This window comes from Ciceribacter sp. L1K23, assembly GCF_018122705.1.
Taxonomy (GTDB): Bacteria; Pseudomonadota; Alphaproteobacteria; order Rhizobiales; family Rhizobiaceae; genus Allorhizobium.
The window spans coordinates 553,238-575,664 of the sequence record NZ_JAGRRC010000002.1; the positions used below are offsets into that span (position 1 = coordinate 553,238).

Sequence of the window (22,427 nt, forward strand, 5' to 3'; positions counted from 1 at the left end):
GTTTCGACATGTCATTTCGTGCGGATCGCCACGTCCATATCCTGATCATCGGAGGCGGTGCCATCGGCACCTCCGTCGCCTACCACCTCGCCCGCGACGGGGCAAAAGAGGTGCTGCTGGTCGAAAAGGCCATGCTCACACACGGCTGCACCTGGCATGCGGCAGGCCTCGTCGGCCAGCTTCGCGGCAAGCGCAACCTCACCCGTCTCATGCAGAATTCCGTCGCGGTCTTCGATCGGCTGGAAGAGGAAACGGGACAGCACATCGCCTGGAAGAAGGTCGGGTCGCTGAGGCTCGCCGGCAGCCCGGACCGCTGGAGCGAGATACGCCGCTCGATGACGCAGGCGAAAAGCTTCGGCGTCGAATGCTATTCCCTCTCTGCCGAGGAAGCCGCGAGCCGTTTCCCGTATATCGTCAAGGACGGCATAGAGGGCGCCGCGTTCATTCCCGGAGACGGATACATAGATCCCTATTCTTTGACCATGGCCTATGCGAAGGGCGCGCGTATGAACGGCGCGAAGATCGAGGAAGGCGTCACCGTCGAAGAGATCGTCATCGAGAACCGCCGCGCTGTCGGCGTGGTGACGAACGGCGGAACCATATCCTGCGATATTCTCGTCAACTGTGCCGGTCTCTGGGCCAAGCGCGTCGGCGAGATGGCCGGCGTGCCGCTGGCGGCGGGCGTGGTGGAACACCAGTATTTCCTCACCGAGAAGAAGCTGACCCTGCCGCCGGACCTCACAACGCTGCGCGATCCGGACAACAATTTTTATCTGAAACCGGACACCGGTTCTTTCGCCATCGGCGGTTGGGAAGACGGCACCAAAGGTTGCTGGCGCGGAAAGCCGCCGCTCGATTTCGGCCGCGAACTCTTCGAGCCGAACTGGGAACGGCTGGAGCTCTTTGCCTTGCCGACGGCAACACGCATCCCGGCCCTCAACGAAATCGGCATCCAGACCGTGATCAACGGCCCGATCCCCGTATCATTCGACGGCGAACCGATCATGGGCCTCGCTCCCGAGCTCGACAACTTCTACGTCGCCTGCGGCTTTACCGCGGGTATCGCGGCATCGGGAGGCGCGGGCATGGCACTCTCCAATCTCATCCTGCACGGCGACGCCGGCATGGACCTCTGGCCGTTCGACGTTCGCCGGTTTGGCGCTGTTCACGCGCAGGGGCGCTATCTGGAAGAGCGCGCCATCGAGGCTTACGGCGCATACTACAAGGTTCATTGGCCGGGCGAGGAAGCCCACGCCATCCGAGGCCTTCGCCGTTCGCCGCTGCACGATACGCTGGCAAGGAACGGCGCTGTCTTCGGCTCCAAGTTCGGCTGGGAGCGCCCCAATTGGTTCGCGCCTGCTGGCTCGGATGGGAAGGATGTTCCATCTTTCGAGGGTAAGCCGAACTGGTTCGATACCGTCGGAGAAGAAGTCAAGGCGATCCGTGAACGCGCAGCGCTCATCGACCAGTCCTCCTTCTCGAAATTCGAGATCAGCGGCCACGGCGCATTGCAGGCTATGCAGAGGATAGCCGCCAATGATCTCTCGGGGCCGGGCGGAAAGGCAGTCTACACTCAGCTGTGCAACGAGCGCGGCGGCATCGAGGCTGATGTCACCATCGTCCATGTTGCCGATGACCTCCTATACCTGATCACCGGCTCCGGTTTCGGCGTGCGCGACGGCAACTGGGTTGCCCGTCACCTGCCTCCGGGCATCGGTCTTCGTGACGTGACCAACCGTTTCGCCACGTTGAACATCTGCGGCCCCCGCGCCCGGGACATCCTGCAAAGCGTTTCCGACGACGATCTTTCCAACGAGGCCTTTCCCTTCCTCGCGGCCCGGCGGATCGAGATCGGCGGGGCGAGTGCGCTCGCCGTGCGCATCGGCTATGTCGGCGAACTCGGCTACGAACTCTACATCGACCAGGAATACGCCGCTCACGTCTACGACACGCTGAAGGCAGCCGGCGAACCGTTCGGTATCGCCGATGTCGGCTACCGTGCCATCGACGCGGCCCGCATGGAGAAAGGCTATCTCTACTGGTCCGGCGATATCACGCCCGACTACAACCCCTACGAGGCAGGGCTTGGGTTCTGCGTAGCCCTGAATAAGGGGGAATTCATAGGCCGCGATGCATTGGCGGCTATCAAGGCGGAGGGTGTGAAGCGCAAGCTTGTCTCCTACACCGTCGACGGCTTCGCACCCTTCCACGGCGGCGAAGCGGTGATGCTTGACGGCAAGGTTGTCGGTTCCACGGCCAGCACCGGTTACGGCTATACGCTCGGCAAGACGATCGCCTTCGGCTACCTGCCGACGGAGATTGCCGGTGACACGGAGTTCCAGATCGAAGCCTTCGGCAGGACCTACCAGGCGCGCCGGGGCGCACGTACCCTCTACGATCCCAAGATGGAGAGGCTGAAGGCATGAGCGAAAACGCCGAGATTGCATTTGCACGCCAGACGCTGAAAACCATCCCGCTGCTGGCGAACCATGATGGCCCGATCGAGCGTCTCGGCGGCCTGACGAATCTCGTGTTCCGTATCGGCGACTATTGCCTGCGCATTCCCGGAAAAGGCACGGAGGAATATATCGACCGGGCAAACGAGATGACGGCGACGGAAGCGGTCGCCCGCTCCAGGGTGGGTCCCGAAATCCTGTACGCCGATGCCTCATCCGGGATCTTCGTCTCCCGCTTCGTGGATGGTGCGATTACCATGACCCCCGAACGGTTCCGGTCGATCAAGGGCGCCCCGGCCAGAGCCGGAAAGGCATTCCGCAAGCTGCACGACAGCGGCGCCGTCTTCCCGGCCCGTTTCGAACTGTTTTCAATGATCGACAGCTATCTCGGCGTTCTGTCCACCAAGGACGTCGACCTGCCCGAGGGCTACCACGATGTCCTCAGGGAGGCGGAAAGCGTCCGTGCAGCGCTGGCCGCCCACCCTCTGCCGAACGTCGCCTGCCACTGCGACCCGCTATGCGAGAACTTTCTCGACACCGGCGAGCGCATGTGGATCGTCGACTGGGAATATTCCGGTATGAACGACCCGATGTGGGATCTTGGCGACCTCTGCGTCGAGGGCGGCTTCGGCCCGGAGCAGGAAGAGGAGATGATCAGCGCTTATTTCGGCGGCGAACCCTCCGCAGCCGAACGCGGCCGCATCGTCATCTACAAGGCGATGTGCGACCTGCTCTGGACCCTCTGGGGCCTCATCCAGCTCGCCAACGACAATCCGGCCGATGACTTTCGTGCCTATGCCGATGGCCGCTTCGCCCGCTGCCGCGCGCTGATGGCGACACCGGACTTTGCCAGGTCGGTCGCGGCCGTCGCAAAAGGCGCTTGACGTTCGCGACGGCAGACCTTCGCCTCAGATCTTGCCGCGCTCGTCCGGAATGACACCCTCCAGGTTGACGCCCAGGGTCTCGCCGAGCTTCTTCATCACGGGAAGGCTCACCGCCATGTCGAGTATGGAGCCAACCGTCTGGTCGACGGGAGACGGCAGTCGGTCCGCGCCCTCCCCGGTCCGTCCGAGGCCGCTTATGTGGTTGATCGAGATGCCCTTGATCTTCTCCGCCGGCTTGACCATCTCGCAGATGATCGCGGGCAGCGCGGCAAGACGCGCCTTCTCCATCTCCATGGCGGCGAGCTCCGGCGAACGGCTGTTTTCGGCCTTGATCCGTGCGGCCTCTCCGTCAGCCTCGGCAGTTTTCATGACGCGGAGCGTCTCCGCTTCCTCGCGGCGGATGACACCGCGGACCTTGGCCGCGACCTGATCGCTCTCCGACGTGATCCTGACGCGGACCGCCTGCGCTTCCGCTTCCTGTTCGGCGGCGATCATGGCCAGCCTCTTGCGCCGCTCCGCTTCTGCGACCTGGCTCAGCGTCGCCAGGTTTTCTTCAGCCGTGATCACGGCAACGCGCGCCTCCGTGGCATCCGCCTTTGCGCGGCTTTCCTCCTGGCTCTTGGCCGCGATCAGGATGGCTTGCTCCTGCTCGGCGATTTGCAGCGCGCGCGCCTGGTTGATCTCGGCCTCGCGAACGACCTGCTCGCGCGCCAGCGACGCGGTCTGGATCGCCCGTTCCATGTTGATCCTTGCTTCGGCCGCCGCGGCTTCAGCCTCGGCCTTGCGGCGTGCCACCTCGGCCAGTTGCTGGGCGAGCAGCAGCTCGATTTCCTGCGTCTGCTGAATTTCGGCCCGGCGCTGCTCGAGCTCGATCTCCAGCTTGCGCCGGTTGGAATCGACCTCCGCACGCCGCACGCTGACCTGGCTTTCGCCCTCGATCTCCGCCCGCTCCTTCTTGGACTTGGCGATCACCTCCGCCAGCTTTCGCATTCCGACCGCGTTGAACGCATTGTTCTCGTCAAGCGCGGAGAATGGCGTCTGGTCGAGCGATGTCAGCGAGACGCTGTCGAGCTGGAGCCCGTATTTCGAGAGCGTGCCGGAAAGAGATTCATGTACCTGTCGGACGAACTCGCCCCGGTTTTCGTGAAGCTCGTCCATGCTCATCAGCGCCGCCACCGAACGCAGCGCATCCACCATCATCCCCTCGATCAACGACTTCAGCTGGTCTGCCTGGAAGGTCCGCCGGCCCAGCGTCTGGGAGGCTCGCACCACAGCGGCCTCCTCGGGAATGACCGAGGTATAGAATTCGGCGCCGACATCGATGCGCATCCGATCCTTGGTGATCAGGGCGCTCTCGCCGGTGCGCGATACGTCCATCCTGAGCGTCTGCATGTTGACGCGGCCAACCTCGTGAAAATACGGGATCGCCAGCGTTCCGCCATCGATCACCACCTTTCGACCACCGATACCCGTTCGGACAAGGCTAACCTCGTTAGAGGCACGCTGGTAGAACGAAGCCGCGAGCACGATGATGACAGCCGCGACAACAAGAAGAAGAATGATCCAGCCCAAAGCGTTCATGGTGTTGTCCTTTCGCCTGCCGGTCAGAACTGGGGCGGAAAATGGCGCCCGCCGCGATCGAGCGTGATCCAGCGGAGCTCGGTGAAGGCATCCAGCGACCAGCGGCCGCCATACCGTCCCACACCGCTAGCCTTCGTTCCGCCGAACGGCACGTGCGGCTCGTCGTTGATGTTCTGGCAGTTCACGTGGCAGATGCCAGTTTCCAGCCGCTCGGCCAACCTGAGCGCCCGCGCCTCGTCCTTCGACCAGACGGCGGCCGTCAGCCCATACTCCGTGTCGTTGTTGAGCGCTGCGGCTTCCCCATCGTTGCGGAACTGGCAGACGACGACGACGGGACCGAAGGTCTCGTCGTGCCAGATGTTCATTGAGCTGTTGACGTGGGTCAGCACGGTCGGCTCGATGAAGTTGTCCCAGGCGCGGCCGCCGAGCTCGACCTTCGCCCCCTTGGCAACGGCATCGTCGATTAGCGCTTTGACGCGCTGGGCCTGGCGGGAATTCACCAGCGGGCCGATGACGTTGGACGGGTCGTTGGTGTGTCCGGTCTTGAGCTTGCGCGCCCGTGCCAGGAAACGTTCCATGAAGGGTTCGTAGACCTTCTCGTGCACGAGAAGCTTTTCGGTCGACATGCAAACCTGCCCCTGATGCATGAAGCTGCCGAAATTCGCGGCCCGTGCGGCCGCATCGAGATCGGCGTCTTCAAGCAGGATCATCGAATCCTTGCCGCCGAGTTCCACGCAGACCTTCTTGAGATAGGCACCGCATTTGGCGGCGATCTGGCGTCCGACCGCGGTCGAACCGGTGAAGCTGATCGCCTTGACCTTCGGATTGCCGATCATTTCGTCGCCCACCTCGCCGACACTGTCGCGCGAGCAGGTCACCACGTTGAAGACACCCGCCGGAATCCCGGCTTCCTCGAGGATCTCTGCGAAGTATAGGCCGCCGGAATAGGGCGTATCCTCTGAAGGTTTCAGTACGATGGTATTGCCGACGGCCAGCGCCGCGGCGAACCCGCGCGATGTGAGGATGCCCGGCATGTTCCAGGGGCTGATGACGCCGACCACGCCGAGCGGAAACCGGGTCGCCATCATGAACTTGTGGTGTTCGGACGGCAGCACGTCACCGATCGACTGGTAGCAGAGCGCCGCAGCCGAGCGGAAGACTTCGGCCACGTAACCCGCCTCGAACAACCCCTTGCCCTTCCATCCGCCGCCTTCGGCCATCGCGGCAGCGCAGAAGTCGGCTTTGCGCTGATCCCACACATCGGCGATCTTCAGCAGCAGATGGGCCCGTTCGTGGAAGGCCCGGCCGGACCAGTCGGCGAAGGCCGCCTGGGCGGCGTCGATGGCGCGCCGCATGTCAGCAGCCGAGCCGTCCGGGACACGCGCGTAGACCGAATTGTCCGAGGGATTGAGATCCTCGAAGGTGCGGGCAGCCGGAACCCATTGGCCGCCGATGAACATGCCTCTGACCGCGGGCGTGGGGGACGTGACGACGTCGAGCATGATGTGGTCTCCTCAGTTTCGGTTTGCACCGGAGCGCCACGCCCGGGCATGGGCAGCAGCCTCCTCGATTTCTTTCAACACGGCCTTCAGCCGATCATCGCTGGCGCCCCCGGCGTCGAGTGCAGGAGAAGCGCCGGTGTAGGGCGTAGGGGCTGTGCGATAGGTAGCGACTCGGGACGGAGTGGTCGGGACGGCATGCCCATGCTCGGCCCGGCTCTTTCGGCTCGCCTCGGCGACCAGGTCGCTGATCGACACGCCGTTCAGCAGCGCATCGGCTGTTCCACGCATGGCCGGTGACGGCGATGGTGCAGGCTGCGGCGTACGCGTAGCGGCCAGCGGTGGAGGCGGTGGCACGGTCGTCGTCGTCTCGGACGCACGCTTCGGCGTTGGCGGCGCGATAGCGGATGGTTGCGATGGCTTTTGCACAGCAGCGAGCGCCGCGGCCGCGATGCTGTCGGGTGTCGGTTCACTCGCGCGCTGAAGAGGCGAAGCCATAGCGACCTGTGTCGCCACGAACTGCTTTTCCTTGCGCGTTGCAGCCGCGACCCCGCCGCCGAGGTAGGCGGCCTGCACGGCGGGGTCGTTGCGCAGGTCCTGCGCCCTGCCCTCATGAATGATGTGCCCGTTTTCCAGCAGGTAACCCCGGTCGGCGATCGCAAGGCTCTGCCGTGCGTTCTGCTCCACAAGCAGGATGCCGATGCCCATGTCGCGCACGTTTTTGAGCGCCAGGAACAGCTCCTTGCACAACAGCGGCGAAAGCCCAAGCGAGGGTTCGTCCAGCATGAGCAGCGCGGGGCTGGACATCATTGCCCGGCCGATCGCCACCATCTGCTGCTCGCCGCCGGACATGGTGCGGACCACCTGGTTGCGACGCTCGTGCAGCTTTGGAAAGAGGCGCAGCAAGCGGTCCAGGTTTCCGGCTTCGTCCTCGCGGGCACGCATGGCATGCGCGCCAAGCCTCAGGTTCTCGGCAACGGTCAGATCGCCGAACACCCCGCGCCCCTCCGGAACGAGTGCGATGCCCTCATCAACGATCCGGTTGGCGGCGAGACCGAGGATATCCGCCCCCTGCATCGTGACCGTGCCCGCGACCTTGCCTTCGCAGATGCCCGAGACGGCCTTGAGCAGCGTCGACTTTCCGGCGCCGTTGGCGCCGAGGATCACGACGATCTCGCCACGCCCGACCTTCAGCGACACGTTCTCCAGCGCGCGGTGCTGGCCGTAGGCGACACTCAGTCCCTTCACCTCAAGCATCATCGTCTCCCAGATAGGCGCGGATGACGGTCGGATCGGAGAGAACCTCGGCCGGCGTACCCTCGGCGATCTTGGTACCGGCCGCCATGACGACGCATCGGTCGCAAAGGGAGCGGATGGCGTCCATGACGTGCTCCACCAGCAGGATGGTGCGTCCTTCGTCGCGCAGTCCGCGGATCAGGCGGATACCTTCCTCCAGCTCGGTCGGATTGAGGCCGGCCAGCCACTCGTCGAGAAGCAGCACCTTTGGCTCGGCCGCAAGCACTCGGGCGAGCTCGACGCGCTTGGTGTCGATATAGGTTAACTGCCCCACCATCATGTGCCCTCGCCCGGCAAGGCCCACTTTCTCAAGCATGGTTTCGGCGATCGCATCCGCGTCGGCGCCCCAGTGGCGGCGGTGACCGAATACCGCGCCCGCCTTGACGTTTTCCAGCACGGACATTGAGGGCAGCAGCCTGACCAACTGGAATGTCCGCGAAATGCCACGCCGTGCGATGTCCTGGGCCGCCAGGCTTGTTATCGGTTGCCCGCGGAGGGTGATCGCTCCCGAGCTGACGGGAAAGGCGCCTGAAATGAGGTTCATCGTCGTCGATTTGCCGGACCCGTTGGGGCCGATCAGTCCGAGGACCTGATGTTCGGCGACGTCGAAATCCATCCGGTTGACAGCCACCAGACCGCCAAAACGTTTCGTTACGCCACGAAGCGACAACAACGTGTTCATGTCGTGGCCTCGCCTGCCTGCATCCTCCTGCGACCGGCATCAATGAGGCCGACGAAGCCCTTGGGCAGAAAATAGACAATCACCAGGAAACACACACCGAGCAGCAGCGTCGTCTGGTTGGGGAACGACACCGAGATCGCCTCCCACAGGAAGGTGAACGGGATCACACCGACGAGCGGACCCCAGAGGCGTCCTGTTCCGCCGAGAAGCGCCATGATCACCACCTGGAAGGACAGCATGGGCGAGAAGGCGAGCGCCGGCTCGATATAGACGTAGCGCGGCGCGAGAATAGCGCCCGTCATCGCCGCCACCGCGCCGGGCAGCATGAATAGCAGGATCTTTGCCCGGGCGGTGTCGATGCCGGAGTGGCGCGCCACCACTTCGTCATCGCCAATGATGCGCAGCGCGAAGCCGAGCCGCGATCGGGCGATCAGCCAGCCGACCAGCCACACCAGCGCGGCCAAAGCGAGGAGTTGCCAGTAGATATGCTTCTCACCGATCGAGGTCAGGACATAGATGCCCTTGGTGCCCGAGATATTCTGGCTCCAGGTGATGATCTGCCGGACGAACTCGGCCAGCCCCAGGGTGAAAATGACGAAATAGACGCCGGAGAGGCGCAGTGTCGCGAGACCGACGAGCGCCGCCATGACAGCGCCGAAAACGGCCGCGATCGGCGGCAACGTCCAATAGGGCAAATACTCGATGCCGATACCAGTGACATAGGCGCCGACCCCGAAGAACGCCGCGCTCGCGAGCGAGATGTAATGCGTCGGTCCGGAAAACAGCGCCCAGCTCGTTGCCAGCACGGTGTACATCGCAATGGTCACGCCGATGCTGAGCGCATAGGCGCCCGAAGTCCACGGAAGGCAGGCGGCGACCGCAAGTGCGATCGCGCAGGCAATGAGGTTCTTCCAGTCCCGTAAAGTCAGGCTGCTCATGTCGTCGGCCTCCCGAACAGCCCCTGCGGGCGAAACAGGAGAATGACCACGAACAGCAGATAGGCAGCGGCTAGGGTGAGGCCCGGATCGATCACCCGCGCCACGAAGGTTTCCAGAAGTCCGAGCAACAGTGCGGCAACGATCGTTCCGCGCACGTCGCCGACGCCGCCCATGATGACGATCACGAGAGCCTTCAGCGTGAAGATCACGCCCGTGGAGGCATCCAAAGTCAGGAAGGTCGAAATGAGCGCGCCGCCGGTCGCAGTCACCGCCCCGCCGAGTGCAAACGCCAGCGCCGCGGTACGCCCGACATCGATGCCGACGAGCCGCGCACTCTCCGGAGCGACGGCTATGGCCCGGATCGTCATACCGGCACGGCTGCGGGCAAGCCATATCCAGAGTGCTCCGCAGATCAGCACGGCCGCCAGGAAGGCGGTCAGCCGGTTTGCGCCATAGGTATCGCCCAAAATGTGGACCGGCGTCGAAAGATAGGAATAGCTGAAATAGTCCCCCCCGAAGGCAGCCAGCATCAGACCCACGGCGACGAAGGACAGCCCGAATGTCGTGAGGATCGAATCCACCTCCAGCTGGCCCCGTGACTTGGCGCGCTTCACCAGCGGTCTCAGGAAAATCATATAAATCAGCCAGTTCACCACAAACGCCACCGGCGCCACCAGAAACACCGACAGCAGCGGACTGATCTGGCTGCCGGTCCAGAGCCAGAAGGCAACGAAGCCTCCGGCGACCAGCATTTCGCCGTTCGCGAGATTCATGATGCGGGCCATGCCGTATTGCAGGTTGAGACCCATTGCGATCAGCGCATAGGCTCCGCCCAACAGCAGCCCGGTGACGATGACATCCATGCCCATCCCCGGTTCGAAGTTTATCCGGGAGCGGCTCTTCCCGCTCCCGGAACACTGGCTAGGTTACTTCCAGGCGCCCTTCTTCTGCACCTCGACGGCACCCTCGCGGCCGGTCGAACTCACGCCCTTGAACACGCCGCCCTGCCACTGGCCGACGGTCCAGAAGGCCGGATTATTGTTGTGCTCGTCGAACTTGATCGGACCGATGACCGTGTCGAAACTGTTGTCCTTGATGTGCTGGATGATCGCCGCATTGTCGAAGGACCCGACGGCCTCGATGGACTTCTCCAGAACCTGAAACGACGAGTAGACCATGGCACTTGCCCAGTAGTCTGGCTTGGCTCCCGTCACTTCTTCGTGACGCTTGGCGTATTCCTTGAAGGCATCGCCGTCGGCATTGACGCCGCCGATGCCAAGAACCCCTTCGACGGCCGAGCCGAAGCGGCCGACATAGGCGGGAAAGGCGGTGGCCACTGCCGTGAAGAAGGCACCGACCTGAAGGTCTTCAACGATCGCCTGTTCGGTGAGAGCGAAGGTATCTGGCGGATAGGACCACGCGATGAAGGCATCGGGTTGGGCCGCTTTCGCCGCCTTCATCACCGGCGACAGGTCCTGCGTGCCGAGCGGGTAGGACGTTTCGTAGACCAGTTCGAACCCGGCCTCCTGGAAAGCCGGCTTGGCTTCGTTCATCAACTCGATACCGAAGGCGTCGGCGACGTTGACCATCGCGATCTTGGTTCCAATGTCACCGCGATCCCGCAACTTGACCATGGTTTCGACGACGCCCTGCACTACGGGCTTGGCCCCGCCGAGCGTGATGAAGACATTGGGAAACTGGTCGGACAGTTCCTCGGCCTTATCGGTGGTCGTCGTCGAGGTGACCATCGGCAGGCCGTAGCGCGCATAGATCGGCGCCGCGGCGAGGTTCAGACCGGTCGAGTATGGCGGCAGCACGATCTGGGCCTTGTCCTGGTCGACAAGACGCTGCACGGCCTTGATCGTTTCGCCCGGGTTTGTCTGGTCATCGTACTCGATGGCTTCCAGCGTGTAGGTCTTGTCGCCAACCTTGAGGCCCCCGCGAGCATTCACGTCACTGATCCAGAGTTTGACGTTCGGCCAGTAGCTGACAGCGGCACCGCCCGCCAATGGTCCGGTCTTCGGCGCGACCGCCCCGACCTTGAGCACCTCCTGCCCCATGGCCGGCGCTCCAGCGACGCCCGCAGCCAAAGCGAGCATGGCAAGTCTTGTAAATGTCCTGCGTTTCATGTCGTTCTCCTCCCGTTGTTGCATGCGTAATCAGGTCAGGGTGTGCGGTCCTCTCCTCCAGGTGCATCCCGTTCCGTCATCCATTGTATCTCGGTGAATTCCTCGATCACCGCCCTTCCCCCGAAGCGTCCATAGCCACTCGCCTTCATGCCGCCATAGGGCATCGCCGGATCGTCGCAGACGGTGGTGCCGTTGATATGCACCGCGCCCGCCTCTATGCGGCGCGCGATGGCGCGTGCGCGCGGCAGGTCCCGTCCGAAAACGGCCGCCGACAGGCCGTATTCGGTATCGTTGGCAACCGTTACCGCCTCGTCGGCATCCTCCACCCTTATGACGCCGACCATCGGCCCGAAGATTTCCTCCTCGTAGATCCGCATTCCGTAGGCCACGTGATCGACGATTGTGGGCTGCATCAGCGTCCCCACATTTTGCCCGCCGGTCACTAGCACGGCACCCTTGGCAGCCGCGTCTGCGGCGAGCCCCTGCAGCCGTGCCACCGCCTCCGGCCCAATCACGTGACCGAACTCGCCACCGAGCCGCTCTGTCTCGCGCCTCAGAAGCGAAATGAATTCGTCAGCGATCCTCTCTTCGATGATGATCCGGTCCGTGGACATGCACACCTGTCCCTGATTGAAGAAAGCACCGTGCGCGACGGATTTGGCGGCGCTGGCTAGATCGGCATCCGAGAGGATGACTGCGGATGCCTTGCCGGACAGTTCGAGCAAACACCGCTTGAGGTGCCGTGCCGCCAGCTCCGCGATATGCCTGCCGACACGGGTCGAGCCGGTGAAATTGACACGGCGCACCGCAGGGTGTGCGATGAGTGCATCCACCACGTCATGGGCGTCCTCGGGCGCACTGCTCACATAGTTCAGCACGCCGTCCGGAAGCCCTGCATCGATCAGCAGTTGCGCCACGGTCTCGTGGACCTTCGGGCAAAGCTCCGAGCCCTTCAGAACGACGGTATTGCCAAGCGCCAGCGGTGCGGCAAGCGCTCTCACGGCAAGGGCGACGGGCGCATTCCACGGGGCCAGGCCGAGCACGACACCGGCGGGCCGTCGTATGAGGTGATAGCGGACGCCTGTCGGCGCACCCTCCACCTTCTCGTCGCCGATGGCATCCGCCAGCCCGGCGGCCTGGTGAAGCGTTGCCCGGGCAACCTCCACATTGAACCGAATCCACTCCGGCGTCGCGCCCACTTCGACCTGGGCAATTCTGCAAAGCTCGTCCACATTGTCAGCCAGTAAATCCGCGCCCCGCCGCAGCAGCGTCGAGCGCTCCTCTGGCGTGGTAGAAGACCAGGCGGCGAACGCGCCGGCAGCCGCGTCCGCCGCAGCTTCCGCCTCGGTTCGGCCGAATGCCGAAGCCAGCGTCAGCACCGCTCCGGTGGTCAGGTCGCGGCGTTCGTATCTGCGCTCATCCTGCGCGGAAACGGGCACACCACCGACGATACCTCTGGCTACGAACATGCGTCCTCCCAAACGGCTGTTCGCTGATCCTCCACGCACCCGTTTTGTTGTTTTTGAGGGTGACTGAGCGCATTTTGATTGACATACGGCGAGAGTAAATGACGTTTTGTGGGAATATATTTGCCTTTTGCGGGGTTTCCCATGCCACACCGCGGATCACTGCCGATACCAGCGACAGCACGCCCGGAAGCCCCTGTACGGGCCGAGCGGTTTCGCGCCGCACTCCAGACCCGCGTTCTCGGTCGGGCCGGCCTGGGTGACACCGGCAATTTTCGGGCGCTGCTTCTGGAAAAGGGAGATGCGGTCTTACGAACCGGCGACGATGTCATCCTGCCGCTGACAGGCCCCGTCATGGGCTGGATGCCCTGGAAGGAAGGAATGCGGCTCGAATTGTCGTCGGGGGCGCAGGGAACCCATCTTTTTCTCGGTGACTCGACTCTGGACCGCGTGTTGCAGCGCCGGGCCGAAGCCGCCGAACTGCGCTTCCTAGTCGCTCGGTCATCCTTCATGCGACTTGGTCCGGACAACAGCGCCGGCGAAGCGGTCGCGGGCTGCTTTACCGGTATCCTCTCGGAGACGCTCAATCCCGGCCCGATGTCGGCGGCGGTCGTGGAGTCACTCCTGCACGTCCTTCTCGTCCACCTGCATCGAAACCAACCCGCAAGCCAGGGTGACGGGACGCAGACCGGCTCGGCCAAGGCGCTAGCCGGACGCTTCACGGCTCTCGTCGAAAGCCATTTCCGGGAGCATTGGCGGGTGGAGCGCTATGCCCGTGAACTTGGCGTATCGAGGGATCGGCTGAACGACCTTTGTCTGCGGGCCTATGGGCGACCGCCCGCACGTCTCATCCGCGAACGGCTGTTGGTGGAGGCGCGAATCTACCTGTCCACCTCCACGCTGGCACTCGGACAGATCGCAGGCATTCTCGGCTTTGGCGGAGCGTCGCAATTCAGCCGTTTCTTCAAGTCGCTTCAGGGTCAATCACCGGCCCGATACCGCCTCTCTCCACATCATGCCGCTCAGTCAGAGCGGGCCAAGCAGGGCGCGCTGCATGCCTGGCCTTGAGCGAACGGCTACCATTCGATGACGCTCCCGTCATAAGCGAAGAAGCAGCCAGATTGGTCCGGCTGCAATCCATCGAGCACCGACAGCAAGGCATGCGCGCTCTGCTCCGGCGCCATCCGCTCGTGACCGCCGGCATAGGCCTCGGTGAGGCTCGTTGCCACCGTTCCCGGATGCAAGGCCGCGATGACAGATTGGGAATGCGTGCGACCGATCTCGACCGACGCGGTGCGGACGATCTGGTTCAGCGCCGCCTTCGAGGCGCGATAGGACATCCAGCCGCCGAGTCTATTGTCGCCTATCGAGCCGACCCGGGCCGACAGGAACGCCATCAGGCTTCGCTCCCGGCGTGAGAGCCTGGGAGAGAAGTGCTTGATCAAGAGCGCGGTTCCGACAGCGTTCAAGGCAAATTGCGCCATCATGGCCTCGGCTGTGATCTGCCTGATCGATTTTTCCGGACCGCGGCCGTCAATCGTCAGCGCGCCGGTCGCACAGAAAATCAGATGCCATTCTCCTTCAAGCGCTGCCGCCGCGGCAGCAACGCTGTTCTCATCGGTGACGTCCAAGCCATCAACGCGGCGGGAGAGACGGGTGAGCGAACCGCAACGGGAATCGCCGGCGATGGCATCGGCGATGGCGCTGCCAATCCCGCCGCTTGCCCCGATCACGAGTGCACGATAGCCGTCAGGTAAAGATTCAAGCTGCATGTAAAACTCCGGGTTAGATTCACATCGCCGAATTTTCCTGGCGCCGCGCATTTTCCAGCGCCTCGCGCAGGCCGCGCTGATCGTCGATGGCGATCGGGAAATTCCACATCAGCGCGATCGCCGCGAGCTTCGGGAGGATCGGCAGCCATGCGTAGAGCGACGAGAGGGCAAACAGCGCGGTGGGTGTCTGGGGATTGCTGCTCCCCGGATCGAGACCGGACCATTCCAGGATCGGGAAAACGAGCCCGGCACTCAGAGCGAGCGAAAGCTTGGTCGCAAGCCCCCAGGCGGCAAAGTAGATCCCCGTCCTTTGTTCGCCTGAGCGGAGCGTATCGAGGTCTATCACATCGGCCTGTATGGCTGGCGGCAACGTCAGGTCGAAGCCCAGCAGCAGTCCTGTCGCCGTACAGATGACGGCGAACGCCAGCACGTCACCCTCCTGCAAAAGGCCGGAAAAGGCGAAGATGACGCAGGCAAGCGTCATGGCCCCGCACCAGCTGCGATGCTTTCCAAACCGCGCCGCCGTCGCCACGGCGAGCGGGACGCCGATAACGCCACAGAGGAAGTAGAGCAGCAGAAGCGGTCCTCTCAACTCGGCAACACCGAGCCTTTCCGAGACGAAAAGCAGAAAGAGCGTCGCAGGGATCGCGTTGGCAAAACCGTTGAGAAAAAAGGCGCCGATCAGCCTGAGGAAAGCCTTGTTCGCGCCCAGAAACTGTAGCCCTTCCCACAGCCCCAGTGATCGTCGGGACAGATTTTCAGGCTCAGGCGTTTTCCACACCGCCAGCCCGGCAAGCAACGGGGTGGCGATTGCCAGCACGATCGCGAGGACCGCCAGCCCATGCAGACCCTCGGCTTGATCGACGCCCACAACGAAGGGCAGAACGACGGCGATGAGAGTGCCGATCAGTGTCGCGCCTTCCCGGAAGGCGGAGACGACGGTCCTCCCCGCATACTCTGTGGAGAGTTCCGCTCCCCAGGCAGTATAGGGCAGCGTAACGCCGGTGTAACAGAGGGAAAGCAACAGGCCCCACAGAGCCAGATAGCCGAGGCCTGCATCGACGGGCGGCCAGAAAAGCATGAAGGATGCCAATGCCGCGGCTGGCGCGAAAGCAAGAAAGACCGCGCGCCTGCGACCATAGGCGGATGAAACCCGATCCGCCATATAACCGACAAGTGGGTCGCTGATGGCATCGAAAAGCCTGATCAGCAGCAAGACGACCCCGAGTCCGGCGGCCGATACGCCGAGTTGCTCCGCATAAAACGTCGGCGCGATCACGTAGAAGGGAAGCGCCATCGCCGCGAGAGGGATGGCGGGAAGCGCGTAAAAGAACAGAGAGACCCTGCTCGGTCTCGTCATTGGGCTGCGCCGGAGATCACCGCCGTGCCCGTCGCTCCGTCGTCACGTTGCCAGGCGATCCGGTTTCCATCCAGCTTTTTGATGGTGAAGCAGAAGGTGCGGCCTTTGTACCAGGTCGGCCACTGCTGGCAGAGACGCTGCCCGTCCACCCACCAGCGTCCCTCCTCCTTCGGAGCGAACATGCTTGCCATGGAAAAGCCGGAGATATCGCCGGCCACCGCGCCGTCGGTGCGGTATCGCAGCGGAAGCTTGATGCCGAGAGGCGTATCGAGACGGACCGTCTTTCCGGCGATCAATTCCTTGACCTCACCACCCGAAAGCTCGGACGCGACCGTAGTCTGTAGAGGAAGCACAGCGATAACGGATGCCAACAATATCTTTGCTGCTTTCATGATCCTGCTCCTTGGTTGCTTGCCAAGGATGTAACGCCGCTCGACGGTGAGTGGATCAATGAAAGAGCGGCCGTGCGACTATCGGATTTTCCCGCTGCAATGGCCGACCGCCTCGAAACGTCGCCTATTCATCTTCAGCAAGAGCAACGAGCCTTTGCCGATCGTGCAGAATAAGCCAGCCATCCTTGAGATCGACAAGGCCTTTCTCCTGCCATTTGCGCAGACAACGGTTCACGTTCTCCCGGGTGTTGCCAATCATCTTCGCCATGTCCGATTGGGATAGCGAAAGCCGCGTTGCAGGAGACAGCTCGCTTGCCGGCGGCGCGATCGACAGGCGCAGCAGCAGACGCGCAAGCCGGGTGGGCAGATTCATGAACGCGATTTCGACCATACGTTCGTCGGACCGTCTGACCCTCTCGCACAGAAGCTCGATCAACCGGATCGAAAGCTGCGGCTTCCGCTGCAGGATATCCATCAGCGCGCGGCGTTCCAGCACGACAAGGGTGGTATTGCTCACGGCCCGGACGGTGGCGGATCGTTCGCCACCATCGAGCAGGGCGATTTCGCCAAAGACATCGCCGCTCCGCAACTCGTTGAGAATGACATCCCGACCCGTCGGCGTGACCAGCTCGACGCGCACGATGCCTTCGGCGATCGCCATCATGCTCTGTCCCGGGGCTCCGGCATTGAAGACGATCTCGCCCGTTGAGAACTTTTTGACGTGAGTGGACGCCGCAAGATCGCGCCGCCCTTCATCGTCGAGCGCCTTGAAGACGAAACTTTTAGCGAGAAGCTTTTCCTTGTCGATGTCAGCCATGTCGAATGTCCTGCTCTCGCTCGCCCGCCGGATTAACCTCCAGCTACTGGTAAATTGACATTCCCGAATTGCAAATCGATAAAGGGAAATATTGACAAGCAACTTTGCGAGACGCCCGTGAAAAATTCGATTTACGCACTTTTGCTGATGACTTTTGCCCTTCTTTCACCGGCAATACCGGAAGCCGTCGCGCAAGAGAACAATGGCTGCCAACGCGAGGATGTAAGCGATCCCCCGCGTGTCATCTACCGTTGCGCCAACGGGCTGGTTCTGGAGGCGGAAGCCGCCGCCGGACTTGAACTGACGGACGAGAACGGCTCCACACGACCCGCCGCGGCCAACCTGTCCGACAAGGCAACACTCATCGAGGTGGAGCCTGGCAGCGGACCGTTCCAGATATTGACGCCGCACGCAATCGCCGCGGTGCGAGGCACTGCCTACGCCGTCGACGTGACGGCGGAAAAGACCGCCGTTTTCGTCATCAGGGGCGAAGTCGTCGTATCCCGCCGTGACGGGTCCGACCCGGTGACGCTCACGCCCGGCGAGGGTGTCGACGTCTCTGACGGTCAGCCGCTGGTCGTCCGGACCTGGGGCCAGCAACGGGTGGACGACCTCCTCGCACGCTTCGCGCGATGAAGACGAGCCTGCCGCTCGGTGTCATCGCCGCGGCCCTTTTCGTCGGCGCGGCATGGGCAGGGGTGCTTGGGGCTATACATCTGGCAGGCGCCGCCAGTCCGATCGACAGGCTGGAAACGACGCTTCTGGACGCCAGGATCGGCTGGGTGGGACGCCGCCCGCCTCCGGACGATGTCGCCATCGTCGTGATCGACGACCCCACCGTCACCGCTGTCGGCCGCTACCCGCTGGACCGTGGAACACTGGCGGATATCGTTGACAGGATAAGGCTGTCCGGCGCGCGGGCGCTTGCGATCGACATGCTGCTGGTCGGGGAAACGGACCCAGAGGCCGACGCGGCTTTGGCTGATGCTCTTGCGCGGTTTCCGGCGGTAATTGCCGCCGCCGCGCAGTTCGAAATTGGCGAGGGCGCGGCCGGCGCGGTTCCGGCGCCAGGAGATACGCTCACCCCACTTTCAAAACTGGCCGCCGCGGCCAACACCGCACTGGTGAACGTCGCAGCAGATGCAGGCGGCACTCCGCGACATGTCCCCATGGTTTTCGACACCAGTAGCGGACCTATGCCCTCCATCGTGCTCAGGGCCTACGGATTGTACACCGGAGAAATGCCGCCACTGACTGCCTCCGGCCTTCGACTTGGCCCCGGTGAATTGCCTCTGGACATCGGCTGGCACCTACCGCTGAACTACTATGGCCCTGGCAAAACGATCACGACCATAAGCGCCCTCGATATCTTGAGGGGACCTGCCCCGGTGGAAGGTCTGTCGGGAAAGCTCGTAATGCTTGGCGTCACCGCGACCGGCGTCGGCGATCGCTTCACCACGCCGTTCGATCCGATCTTGCCAGGCGTCGAGGTGCTTGCCACCGGCGTCGCCAATCTCCTCGACGGGTCCTCGTTAAGACGCAACGAAACCATCCGCCAAATCGACGTGACAGCAGCCGTGGTCATCACCCTTGCGGGCATGGCTGCCGTGGCGTTTCTGCCTCTCGCGGTGGGATCGGCCGTCGCAGCTATCCTCCTGTTCGCCTGGCTGGCCGTCATCAGCATGGCTTTCTCACACGTCTTCTGGCTGAACGGCGCCTTGCCGATCATAGCCAGCGTGCCGGCCGTGGCGGCGCTGACTGTTCTCCGCCAGGTCTTCGACCGCAGATCCATGCGCCGCATGGCGATGGCGCAGGATGCACTCGGGCGGTTTCAATCCGCGAAAATATCACGGCGCATCGCTGACGATCCGGGGTTCCTGCTGGAGCCGCGGGAGCAGCAAGCCGCCATCCTGTTCATCGATCTCGCCGGCTATACGGGGTTGAGCGAAAGGATCGGAGCACGCTCTACCCGCGATCTGCTGAAGTCATTCCACACCATTGTCGTCGAAGAAGCCGAACGGAGAAACGGCCTCGTGATGGATTTCATGGGTGACGGCGTCATGGTCGGTTTCGGCATTCCCGACGGGAATCCCGGAGATGCTGCCAATGCGGTGGCGGCGGCGTTCACGATGCTGGGCGCGGTTCGACATCGGCTTGTCACCGATGATGTGGTCGGGGGGATCGAGGCGGTCCGCGTCGGCGTTCACTACGGCGCCGTCGTTCTCTCCCGTCTGGGTCACGAGGGTCACCAGCAAATCGCCACGACCGGCGACTGCGTCAATGTCGCAAGCCGACTGCTGGACATCGCTCGGTCACGGGAAGCAGCTGTCGCCTTTTCGGCGGACGTCGTGAGAGCAGCGGTGTCCGGGGGGTTGATACTCTCTCCCCAACCCCCGTTGGAGACCATCGCCATCAGGGGGCGCAGGCAGCCGGTCGAAGTGGCCCTGTGGTCGGTAGCGGAAGCCGAACGGCAGGCGGAACGTCTCGTACTGTGATCGGATCAGGGAGCCGGTGGCGCGCTGAAATTCCTGATCAGCCGCTCGCGCAACCGATCCATGCTTCCCTCCGTGGCATGCGCCTGCGGGATCATGCCGGGTGAAAAACCCTCGGGCAGAAACCGCTTCACGAGATCCGCGTCGCGACTGATCACATGAACCGGAACCGCTCTCGATGCATCCGGCCCGGTCACGAGCGATGCCGGCTGATGATCCCCAAGAACGACGAAAACGGCATCGTCCCCGAAGCGGGCGATGTAGTCGCCCAGCGTTTCAAGAGCATAGTCGATCGTCTCGACATACTGGCGCCGGACCCGCTCGTGATCGGACCAGACAACCGGCGGGCTGTCCCCGGATTCTGCCTGCTCGTTGAAGACGGTACCGTCGCCGACTTGGGACCAGTCGATCAACCGCGGCACCGGTGTCCACGGCGCATGGCTTGAGATCAGCGCGATCTCGGCCATGACCGGCTTCCGGTTCTCCTCACCCGGACGCCGCGCAAGGCGCTCGAAAGCCGAGAGCGTAAACTGGTCCGGCATGGTCACCCAGTTGAAAGGCTTCCCCCGATATCCGAGATCCTTCGCGGCAAGCACCGTGTCGTAGCCATAATAGGCCGCTTCCGGCCAGTCCATGGTGATCGCCGGCATCACCGCCACGGTATGCCATCCGGCATCGCGAAACAGGCGGTTGAGGCTGGGTCGGTCGCTACGCATCAGCAGGTCGTAACGCGCCTGGCTATCAACCCAGAGCCCGGACAGCAAGGTTCCGTGAGCGAGCCAGCTCAGTCCCCCGACCGTCGGTGAAAGCGCCCAGCCACTGGCCGAAGCGAAACCGGCGGCTTCGAGCTGACGCCCGATCGTATCGAGTCGGGGGCGGATGAGTGTGCCGTACCGAGCGTCGTCTATCGCGCTCCGTCCATAGGATTCGATGAAGACGAGAATCACGTCGCGGCCCTCGATGGAGCCGAAGAGGTCTGCCGCATCGGAACGCCCGACCCCGGTCGCGAGGCTGGTCTCGAAAACGCGGATGTCTTCCACGGAACGGGCCACCAGGGACAGACGGTCGCCGAGATAGCCGACCTGACGCAGCTCTGCGATATTGGCTGCACCAGCGCGTGGGCCGGCAGCGATCAAGGCGACGCCCAGCCCCGTGATCACCCCGAACGCGACGATCGACACGGTCCTCAATCCACCGTGAAAACGCCCTAGCATCGTGGAAGCCCACCAGAACGCCCAAAGCAGCAAGCCGATGCCAAAAGCGACAAGACCGACCACAGCCAGCGCGCCAGGACGTCCCACGGACCCGGAAAGCAGGTTCCACCCGTCCGCCATCATCTTGATGTCGAGATAGGGATTGAAACGATGTTGGAAGGCGGAGAGCACACCGATATCGGCGATTTTCAGAAACAGCAGACAAAAGACGGCGATCGTGGCAAGAACCGCCAAGACCTGCGCCAGACGTCTTGGCGCCAGAAGCAGGGCAAGCGCCACCAACGGAACCTCGAGCGGAAAGCGAATAAATGCGTCGAACCGCACACCTTGCGGATAATCAGGCATCACACAGGCGAAAAAGCCGATCACGATGAATACGACACAAGCGAGGAGCGCGCGTTGTCTCCGCATGGTATCTGATCGATTGGCGGATGCGTATAAATGCATGTACCTCATTCTCCCCAACGACAGCCCGAGGGAACTCGCACGTTGAACGCCCCGCCTGCCCGGAACAAGCCATGCACAGGCTGAAAGTCGTCTCGATCATCGCCGGCCTTGCGCTTGTTGCGGGCGTGTTCCTCATTGTCGATCCTGCAGGCGTGATCAACGCGCTTGCCAATGTGCCAGTGGGCCATGTTGTCGCGGCCCTCCTGATCGTCCAGATCCAGATCGTGGCATCCGCGTTGCGCTGGCGCTTTACTGCGGCCCGTCTTGGTCACCACATCCCGATTGGTCTCGCCATCAGGGAATACTATCTCGGCAGCGTGATGAACCAGATCCTGCCGGGCGGCATAGCGGGTGATGCCGCGAGGGTCTATCGCGTGAAAGGTGAGGAAACCGGCGCGTGGAAACGGGCCGCTGCCGCCGTCGCGCTGGAACGCCTGTCCGGACAATTGGCGTTTTTCCTGCTGTCCTTCATCGGGCTGATAGCGTGGCTGATATTGATCCCCGAGCAACTGCCGATCGAGGCCTCCAAGATTATGTGGTTTGTTCTGACCGCAGCTGCAGTCGTGTCCGTGGCGATCGTTGTTTTCAGGAGATTGATAGGAAGAAGGCTCGGGCGCTTCGGCCCTGACCTGTCGGCGGTATTCTGGAGCGATGGGGCGATGGTGGTACAGGTGGGCCTCAGCTCGCTGATCGTCGGAACCTACGTGGCCACATTCCTGCTGGCTTCCGACGCCGTCGGCGCCACTCTGCCGCCGATCGCCGCGGTCACCATCATTCCGCTCTGCCTGCTGACCATGCTCGTCCCCATCGGCATTGGCGGATGGGGAACACGGGAGGCGGCGGCAGCCGCGCTCTGGCCACTGTTTGGCTTCACGGGTGCGGAAGGCCTTGCCGCAAGCCTCCTCTATGGAGTCTTTTCGCTTGCGGGCACTGCGCTTCCCGGCCTTCTCGCGGCCGGTGCGACCCTGCTTCCGGGGACGCGGCGCGGAAACTAGGCTCTCC

At 63.1% G+C, this 22,427-nt stretch carries 19 protein-coding genes; 6 read left to right on the forward strand and 13 right to left on the reverse strand.

Going from position 1 to position 22,427, the window contains the following annotated elements:
* The first annotated feature begins 8 nt into the window (after positions 1–8).
* Both J5J10_RS21565 and J5J10_RS21570 read left to right on the forward strand, forming a co-directional pair.
* Positions 9–2,426, forward strand: a complete 2,418-nt coding sequence (locus J5J10_RS21565; RefSeq protein ID WP_211931688.1) for an FAD-dependent oxidoreductase — start codon at positions 9–11, stop codon at positions 2,424–2,426.
* The gene (locus tag J5J10_RS21570) at positions 2,423–3,340 is read left to right on the forward strand and encodes a phosphotransferase family protein (protein WP_211931689.1); all 918 of its coding nucleotides are present in this window, start codon (positions 2,423–2,425) and stop codon (positions 3,338–3,340) included. The genes J5J10_RS21565 and J5J10_RS21570 overlap by 4 nt, the downstream gene beginning before the upstream one ends.
* A gap of 24 nt (positions 3,341–3,364) precedes the next feature.
* On the opposite strand, the gene J5J10_RS21575 is transcribed toward J5J10_RS21570, so the two are convergent.
* From J5J10_RS21575 to J5J10_RS21610, 8 genes are all read right to left on the reverse strand, one after another.
* The gene (locus J5J10_RS21575; protein ID WP_211931690.1) at positions 3,365–4,921 is read right to left on the reverse strand and encodes a flotillin domain-containing protein; all 1,557 of its coding nucleotides are present in this window, start codon (positions 4,919–4,921) and stop codon (positions 3,365–3,367) included.
* A gap of 23 nt (positions 4,922–4,944) precedes the next feature.
* Entirely contained in the window at positions 4,945–6,423 is a 1,479-nt protein-coding gene (locus J5J10_RS21580) for an aldehyde dehydrogenase family protein (protein WP_211931691.1), read from the reverse strand.
* A gap of 12 nt (positions 6,424–6,435) precedes the next feature.
* The gene (locus J5J10_RS22725) at positions 6,436–7,677 is read right to left on the reverse strand and encodes an ABC transporter ATP-binding protein (RefSeq protein ID WP_211931692.1); all 1,242 of its coding nucleotides are present in this window, start codon (positions 7,675–7,677) and stop codon (positions 6,436–6,438) included.
* Entirely contained in the window at positions 7,670–8,398 is a 729-nt protein-coding gene (locus J5J10_RS21590) for an ABC transporter ATP-binding protein (RefSeq protein WP_211931693.1), read from the reverse strand. Before J5J10_RS21590 ends, J5J10_RS22725 begins: the two co-directional genes overlap by 8 nt.
* Positions 8,395–9,336 carry a branched-chain amino acid ABC transporter permease gene (locus J5J10_RS21595; protein ID WP_211931694.1) on the reverse strand — a complete coding sequence of 314 codons (942 nt, stop codon included), beginning with the start codon at positions 9,334–9,336 and terminating at the stop codon, positions 8,395–8,397. Before J5J10_RS21595 ends, J5J10_RS21590 begins: the two co-directional genes overlap by 4 nt.
* Positions 9,333–10,199 carry a branched-chain amino acid ABC transporter permease gene (locus J5J10_RS21600; RefSeq protein ID WP_211931695.1) on the reverse strand — a complete coding sequence of 289 codons (867 nt, stop codon included), beginning with the start codon at positions 10,197–10,199 and terminating at the stop codon, positions 9,333–9,335. Before J5J10_RS21600 ends, J5J10_RS21595 begins: the two co-directional genes overlap by 4 nt.
* 63 nt (positions 10,200–10,262) lie before the next feature.
* On the reverse strand, positions 10,263–11,465 hold the full coding sequence (locus J5J10_RS21605) for an amino acid ABC transporter substrate-binding protein (RefSeq protein ID WP_211931696.1): 1,203 nt from the start codon (positions 11,463–11,465) through the stop codon (positions 10,263–10,265).
* A gap of 35 nt (positions 11,466–11,500) precedes the next feature.
* On the reverse strand, positions 11,501–12,934 hold the full coding sequence (locus J5J10_RS21610) for an aldehyde dehydrogenase family protein (protein WP_211931697.1): 1,434 nt from the start codon (positions 12,932–12,934) through the stop codon (positions 11,501–11,503).
* 141 nt (positions 12,935–13,075) lie between these two features.
* On the opposite strand from J5J10_RS21610, the gene J5J10_RS21615 reads away from it, so the two are divergent.
* Complete coding sequence (locus tag J5J10_RS21615) at positions 13,076–13,999, forward strand: AraC family transcriptional regulator (protein WP_211931698.1); 924 nt, start codon at positions 13,076–13,078, stop codon at positions 13,997–13,999.
* An 8-nt stretch (positions 14,000–14,007) separates the two neighbouring features.
* Here J5J10_RS21615 and J5J10_RS21620 read toward each other — a convergent pair whose 3' ends face one another.
* The 4 genes from J5J10_RS21620 to J5J10_RS21635 form a co-directional block, all read right to left on the reverse strand.
* On the reverse strand, positions 14,008–14,703 hold the full coding sequence (locus J5J10_RS21620) for an SDR family NAD(P)-dependent oxidoreductase (protein WP_211931699.1): 696 nt from the start codon (positions 14,701–14,703) through the stop codon (positions 14,008–14,010).
* 19 nt (positions 14,704–14,722) lie between these two features.
* Positions 14,723–16,063, reverse strand: coding sequence for an MFS transporter (locus tag J5J10_RS21625; RefSeq protein WP_211931700.1), 1,341 nt, complete (start codon positions 16,061–16,063; stop codon positions 14,723–14,725).
* The gene (locus tag J5J10_RS21630; protein ID WP_249116982.1) at positions 16,060–16,455 is read right to left on the reverse strand and encodes a hypothetical protein; all 396 of its coding nucleotides are present in this window, start codon (positions 16,453–16,455) and stop codon (positions 16,060–16,062) included. The genes J5J10_RS21625 and J5J10_RS21630 overlap by 4 nt, the downstream gene beginning before the upstream one ends.
* Before the next feature lie 124 nt (positions 16,456–16,579).
* On the reverse strand, positions 16,580–17,272 hold the full coding sequence (locus J5J10_RS21635; protein WP_211931701.1) for a Crp/Fnr family transcriptional regulator: 693 nt from the start codon (positions 17,270–17,272) through the stop codon (positions 16,580–16,582).
* Positions 17,273–17,389: 117 nt separating this feature from the next.
* On the opposite strand from J5J10_RS21635, the gene J5J10_RS21640 reads away from it, so the two are divergent.
* Together J5J10_RS21640 and J5J10_RS21645 are read left to right on the forward strand one after the other, a co-directional pair.
* Positions 17,390–17,908 (forward strand): FecR domain-containing protein, encoded by a 519-nt coding sequence (locus tag J5J10_RS21640; protein ID WP_349252101.1) that lies wholly within the window; start codon positions 17,390–17,392, stop codon positions 17,906–17,908.
* The gene (locus J5J10_RS21645) at positions 17,905–19,767 is read left to right on the forward strand and encodes an adenylate/guanylate cyclase domain-containing protein (protein WP_211931702.1); all 1,863 of its coding nucleotides are present in this window, start codon (positions 17,905–17,907) and stop codon (positions 19,765–19,767) included. The genes J5J10_RS21640 and J5J10_RS21645 overlap by 4 nt, the downstream gene beginning before the upstream one ends.
* Positions 19,768–19,772: 5 nt before the next feature.
* Here J5J10_RS21645 and J5J10_RS21650 read toward each other — a convergent pair whose 3' ends face one another.
* Positions 19,773–21,389, reverse strand: coding sequence for a sulfatase-like hydrolase/transferase (locus J5J10_RS21650; protein WP_211931703.1), 1,617 nt, complete (start codon positions 21,387–21,389; stop codon positions 19,773–19,775).
* 107 nt (positions 21,390–21,496) lie between these two features.
* On the opposite strand from J5J10_RS21650, the gene J5J10_RS21655 reads away from it, so the two are divergent.
* Complete coding sequence (locus J5J10_RS21655) at positions 21,497–22,420, forward strand: lysylphosphatidylglycerol synthase transmembrane domain-containing protein (RefSeq protein WP_211931704.1); 924 nt, start codon at positions 21,497–21,499, stop codon at positions 22,418–22,420.
* Positions 22,421–22,427: the final 7 nt, after the last annotated feature.

Bases quoted from the DNA above. Each gene is read 5' to 3' on its own strand.
- J5J10_RS21565 (WP_211931688.1), top strand. From the start codon at position 9: ATGTCATTTCGTGCGGATCGCCACGTCCATATCCTGATCATCGGAGGC.
- J5J10_RS21655 (WP_211931704.1), top strand. From the start codon at position 21,497: ATGCACAGGCTGAAAGTCGTCTCGATCATCGCCGGCCTTGCGCTTGTT.
- J5J10_RS21610 (WP_211931697.1), bottom strand. From the start codon at position 12,934: ATGTTCGTAGCCAGAGGTATCGTCGGTGGTGTGCCCGTTTCCGCGCAG.
- J5J10_RS21625 (WP_211931700.1), bottom strand. From the start codon at position 16,063: ATGACGAGACCGAGCAGGGTCTCTCTGTTCTTTTACGCGCTTCCCGCC.
- J5J10_RS21590 (WP_211931693.1), bottom strand. From the start codon at position 8,398: ATGAACACGTTGTTGTCGCTTCGTGGCGTAACGAAACGTTTTGGCGGT.
- J5J10_RS21650 (WP_211931703.1), bottom strand. From the start codon at position 21,389: ATGCGGAGACAACGCGCGCTCCTCGCTTGTGTCGTATTCATCGTGATC.
- J5J10_RS22725 (WP_211931692.1), bottom strand. From the start codon at position 7,677: ATGCTTGAGGTGAAGGGACTGAGTGTCGCCTACGGCCAGCACCGCGCG.
- J5J10_RS21630 (WP_249116982.1), bottom strand. From the start codon at position 16,455: ATGAAAGCAGCAAAGATATTGTTGGCATCCGTTATCGCTGTGCTTCCT.
- J5J10_RS21580 (WP_211931691.1), bottom strand. From the start codon at position 6,423: ATGCTCGACGTCGTCACGTCCCCCACGCCCGCGGTCAGAGGCATGTTC.
- J5J10_RS21605 (WP_211931696.1), bottom strand. From the start codon at position 11,465: ATGAAACGCAGGACATTTACAAGACTTGCCATGCTCGCTTTGGCTGCG.
- J5J10_RS21635 (WP_211931701.1), bottom strand. From the start codon at position 17,272: ATGGCTGACATCGACAAGGAAAAGCTTCTCGCTAAAAGTTTCGTCTTC.
- J5J10_RS21620 (WP_211931699.1), bottom strand. From the start codon at position 14,703: ATGCAGCTTGAATCTTTACCTGACGGCTATCGTGCACTCGTGATCGGG.
- J5J10_RS21600 (WP_211931695.1), bottom strand. From the start codon at position 10,199: ATGGATGTCATCGTCACCGGGCTGCTGTTGGGCGGAGCCTATGCGCTG.
- J5J10_RS21570 (WP_211931689.1), top strand. From the start codon at position 2,423: ATGAGCGAAAACGCCGAGATTGCATTTGCACGCCAGACGCTGAAAACC.
- J5J10_RS21615 (WP_211931698.1), top strand. From the start codon at position 13,076: ATGCCACACCGCGGATCACTGCCGATACCAGCGACAGCACGCCCGGAA.
- J5J10_RS21575 (WP_211931690.1), bottom strand. From the start codon at position 4,921: ATGAACGCTTTGGGCTGGATCATTCTTCTTCTTGTTGTCGCGGCTGTC.
- J5J10_RS21645 (WP_211931702.1), top strand. From the start codon at position 17,905: ATGAAGACGAGCCTGCCGCTCGGTGTCATCGCCGCGGCCCTTTTCGTC.
- J5J10_RS21595 (WP_211931694.1), bottom strand. From the start codon at position 9,336: ATGAGCAGCCTGACTTTACGGGACTGGAAGAACCTCATTGCCTGCGCG.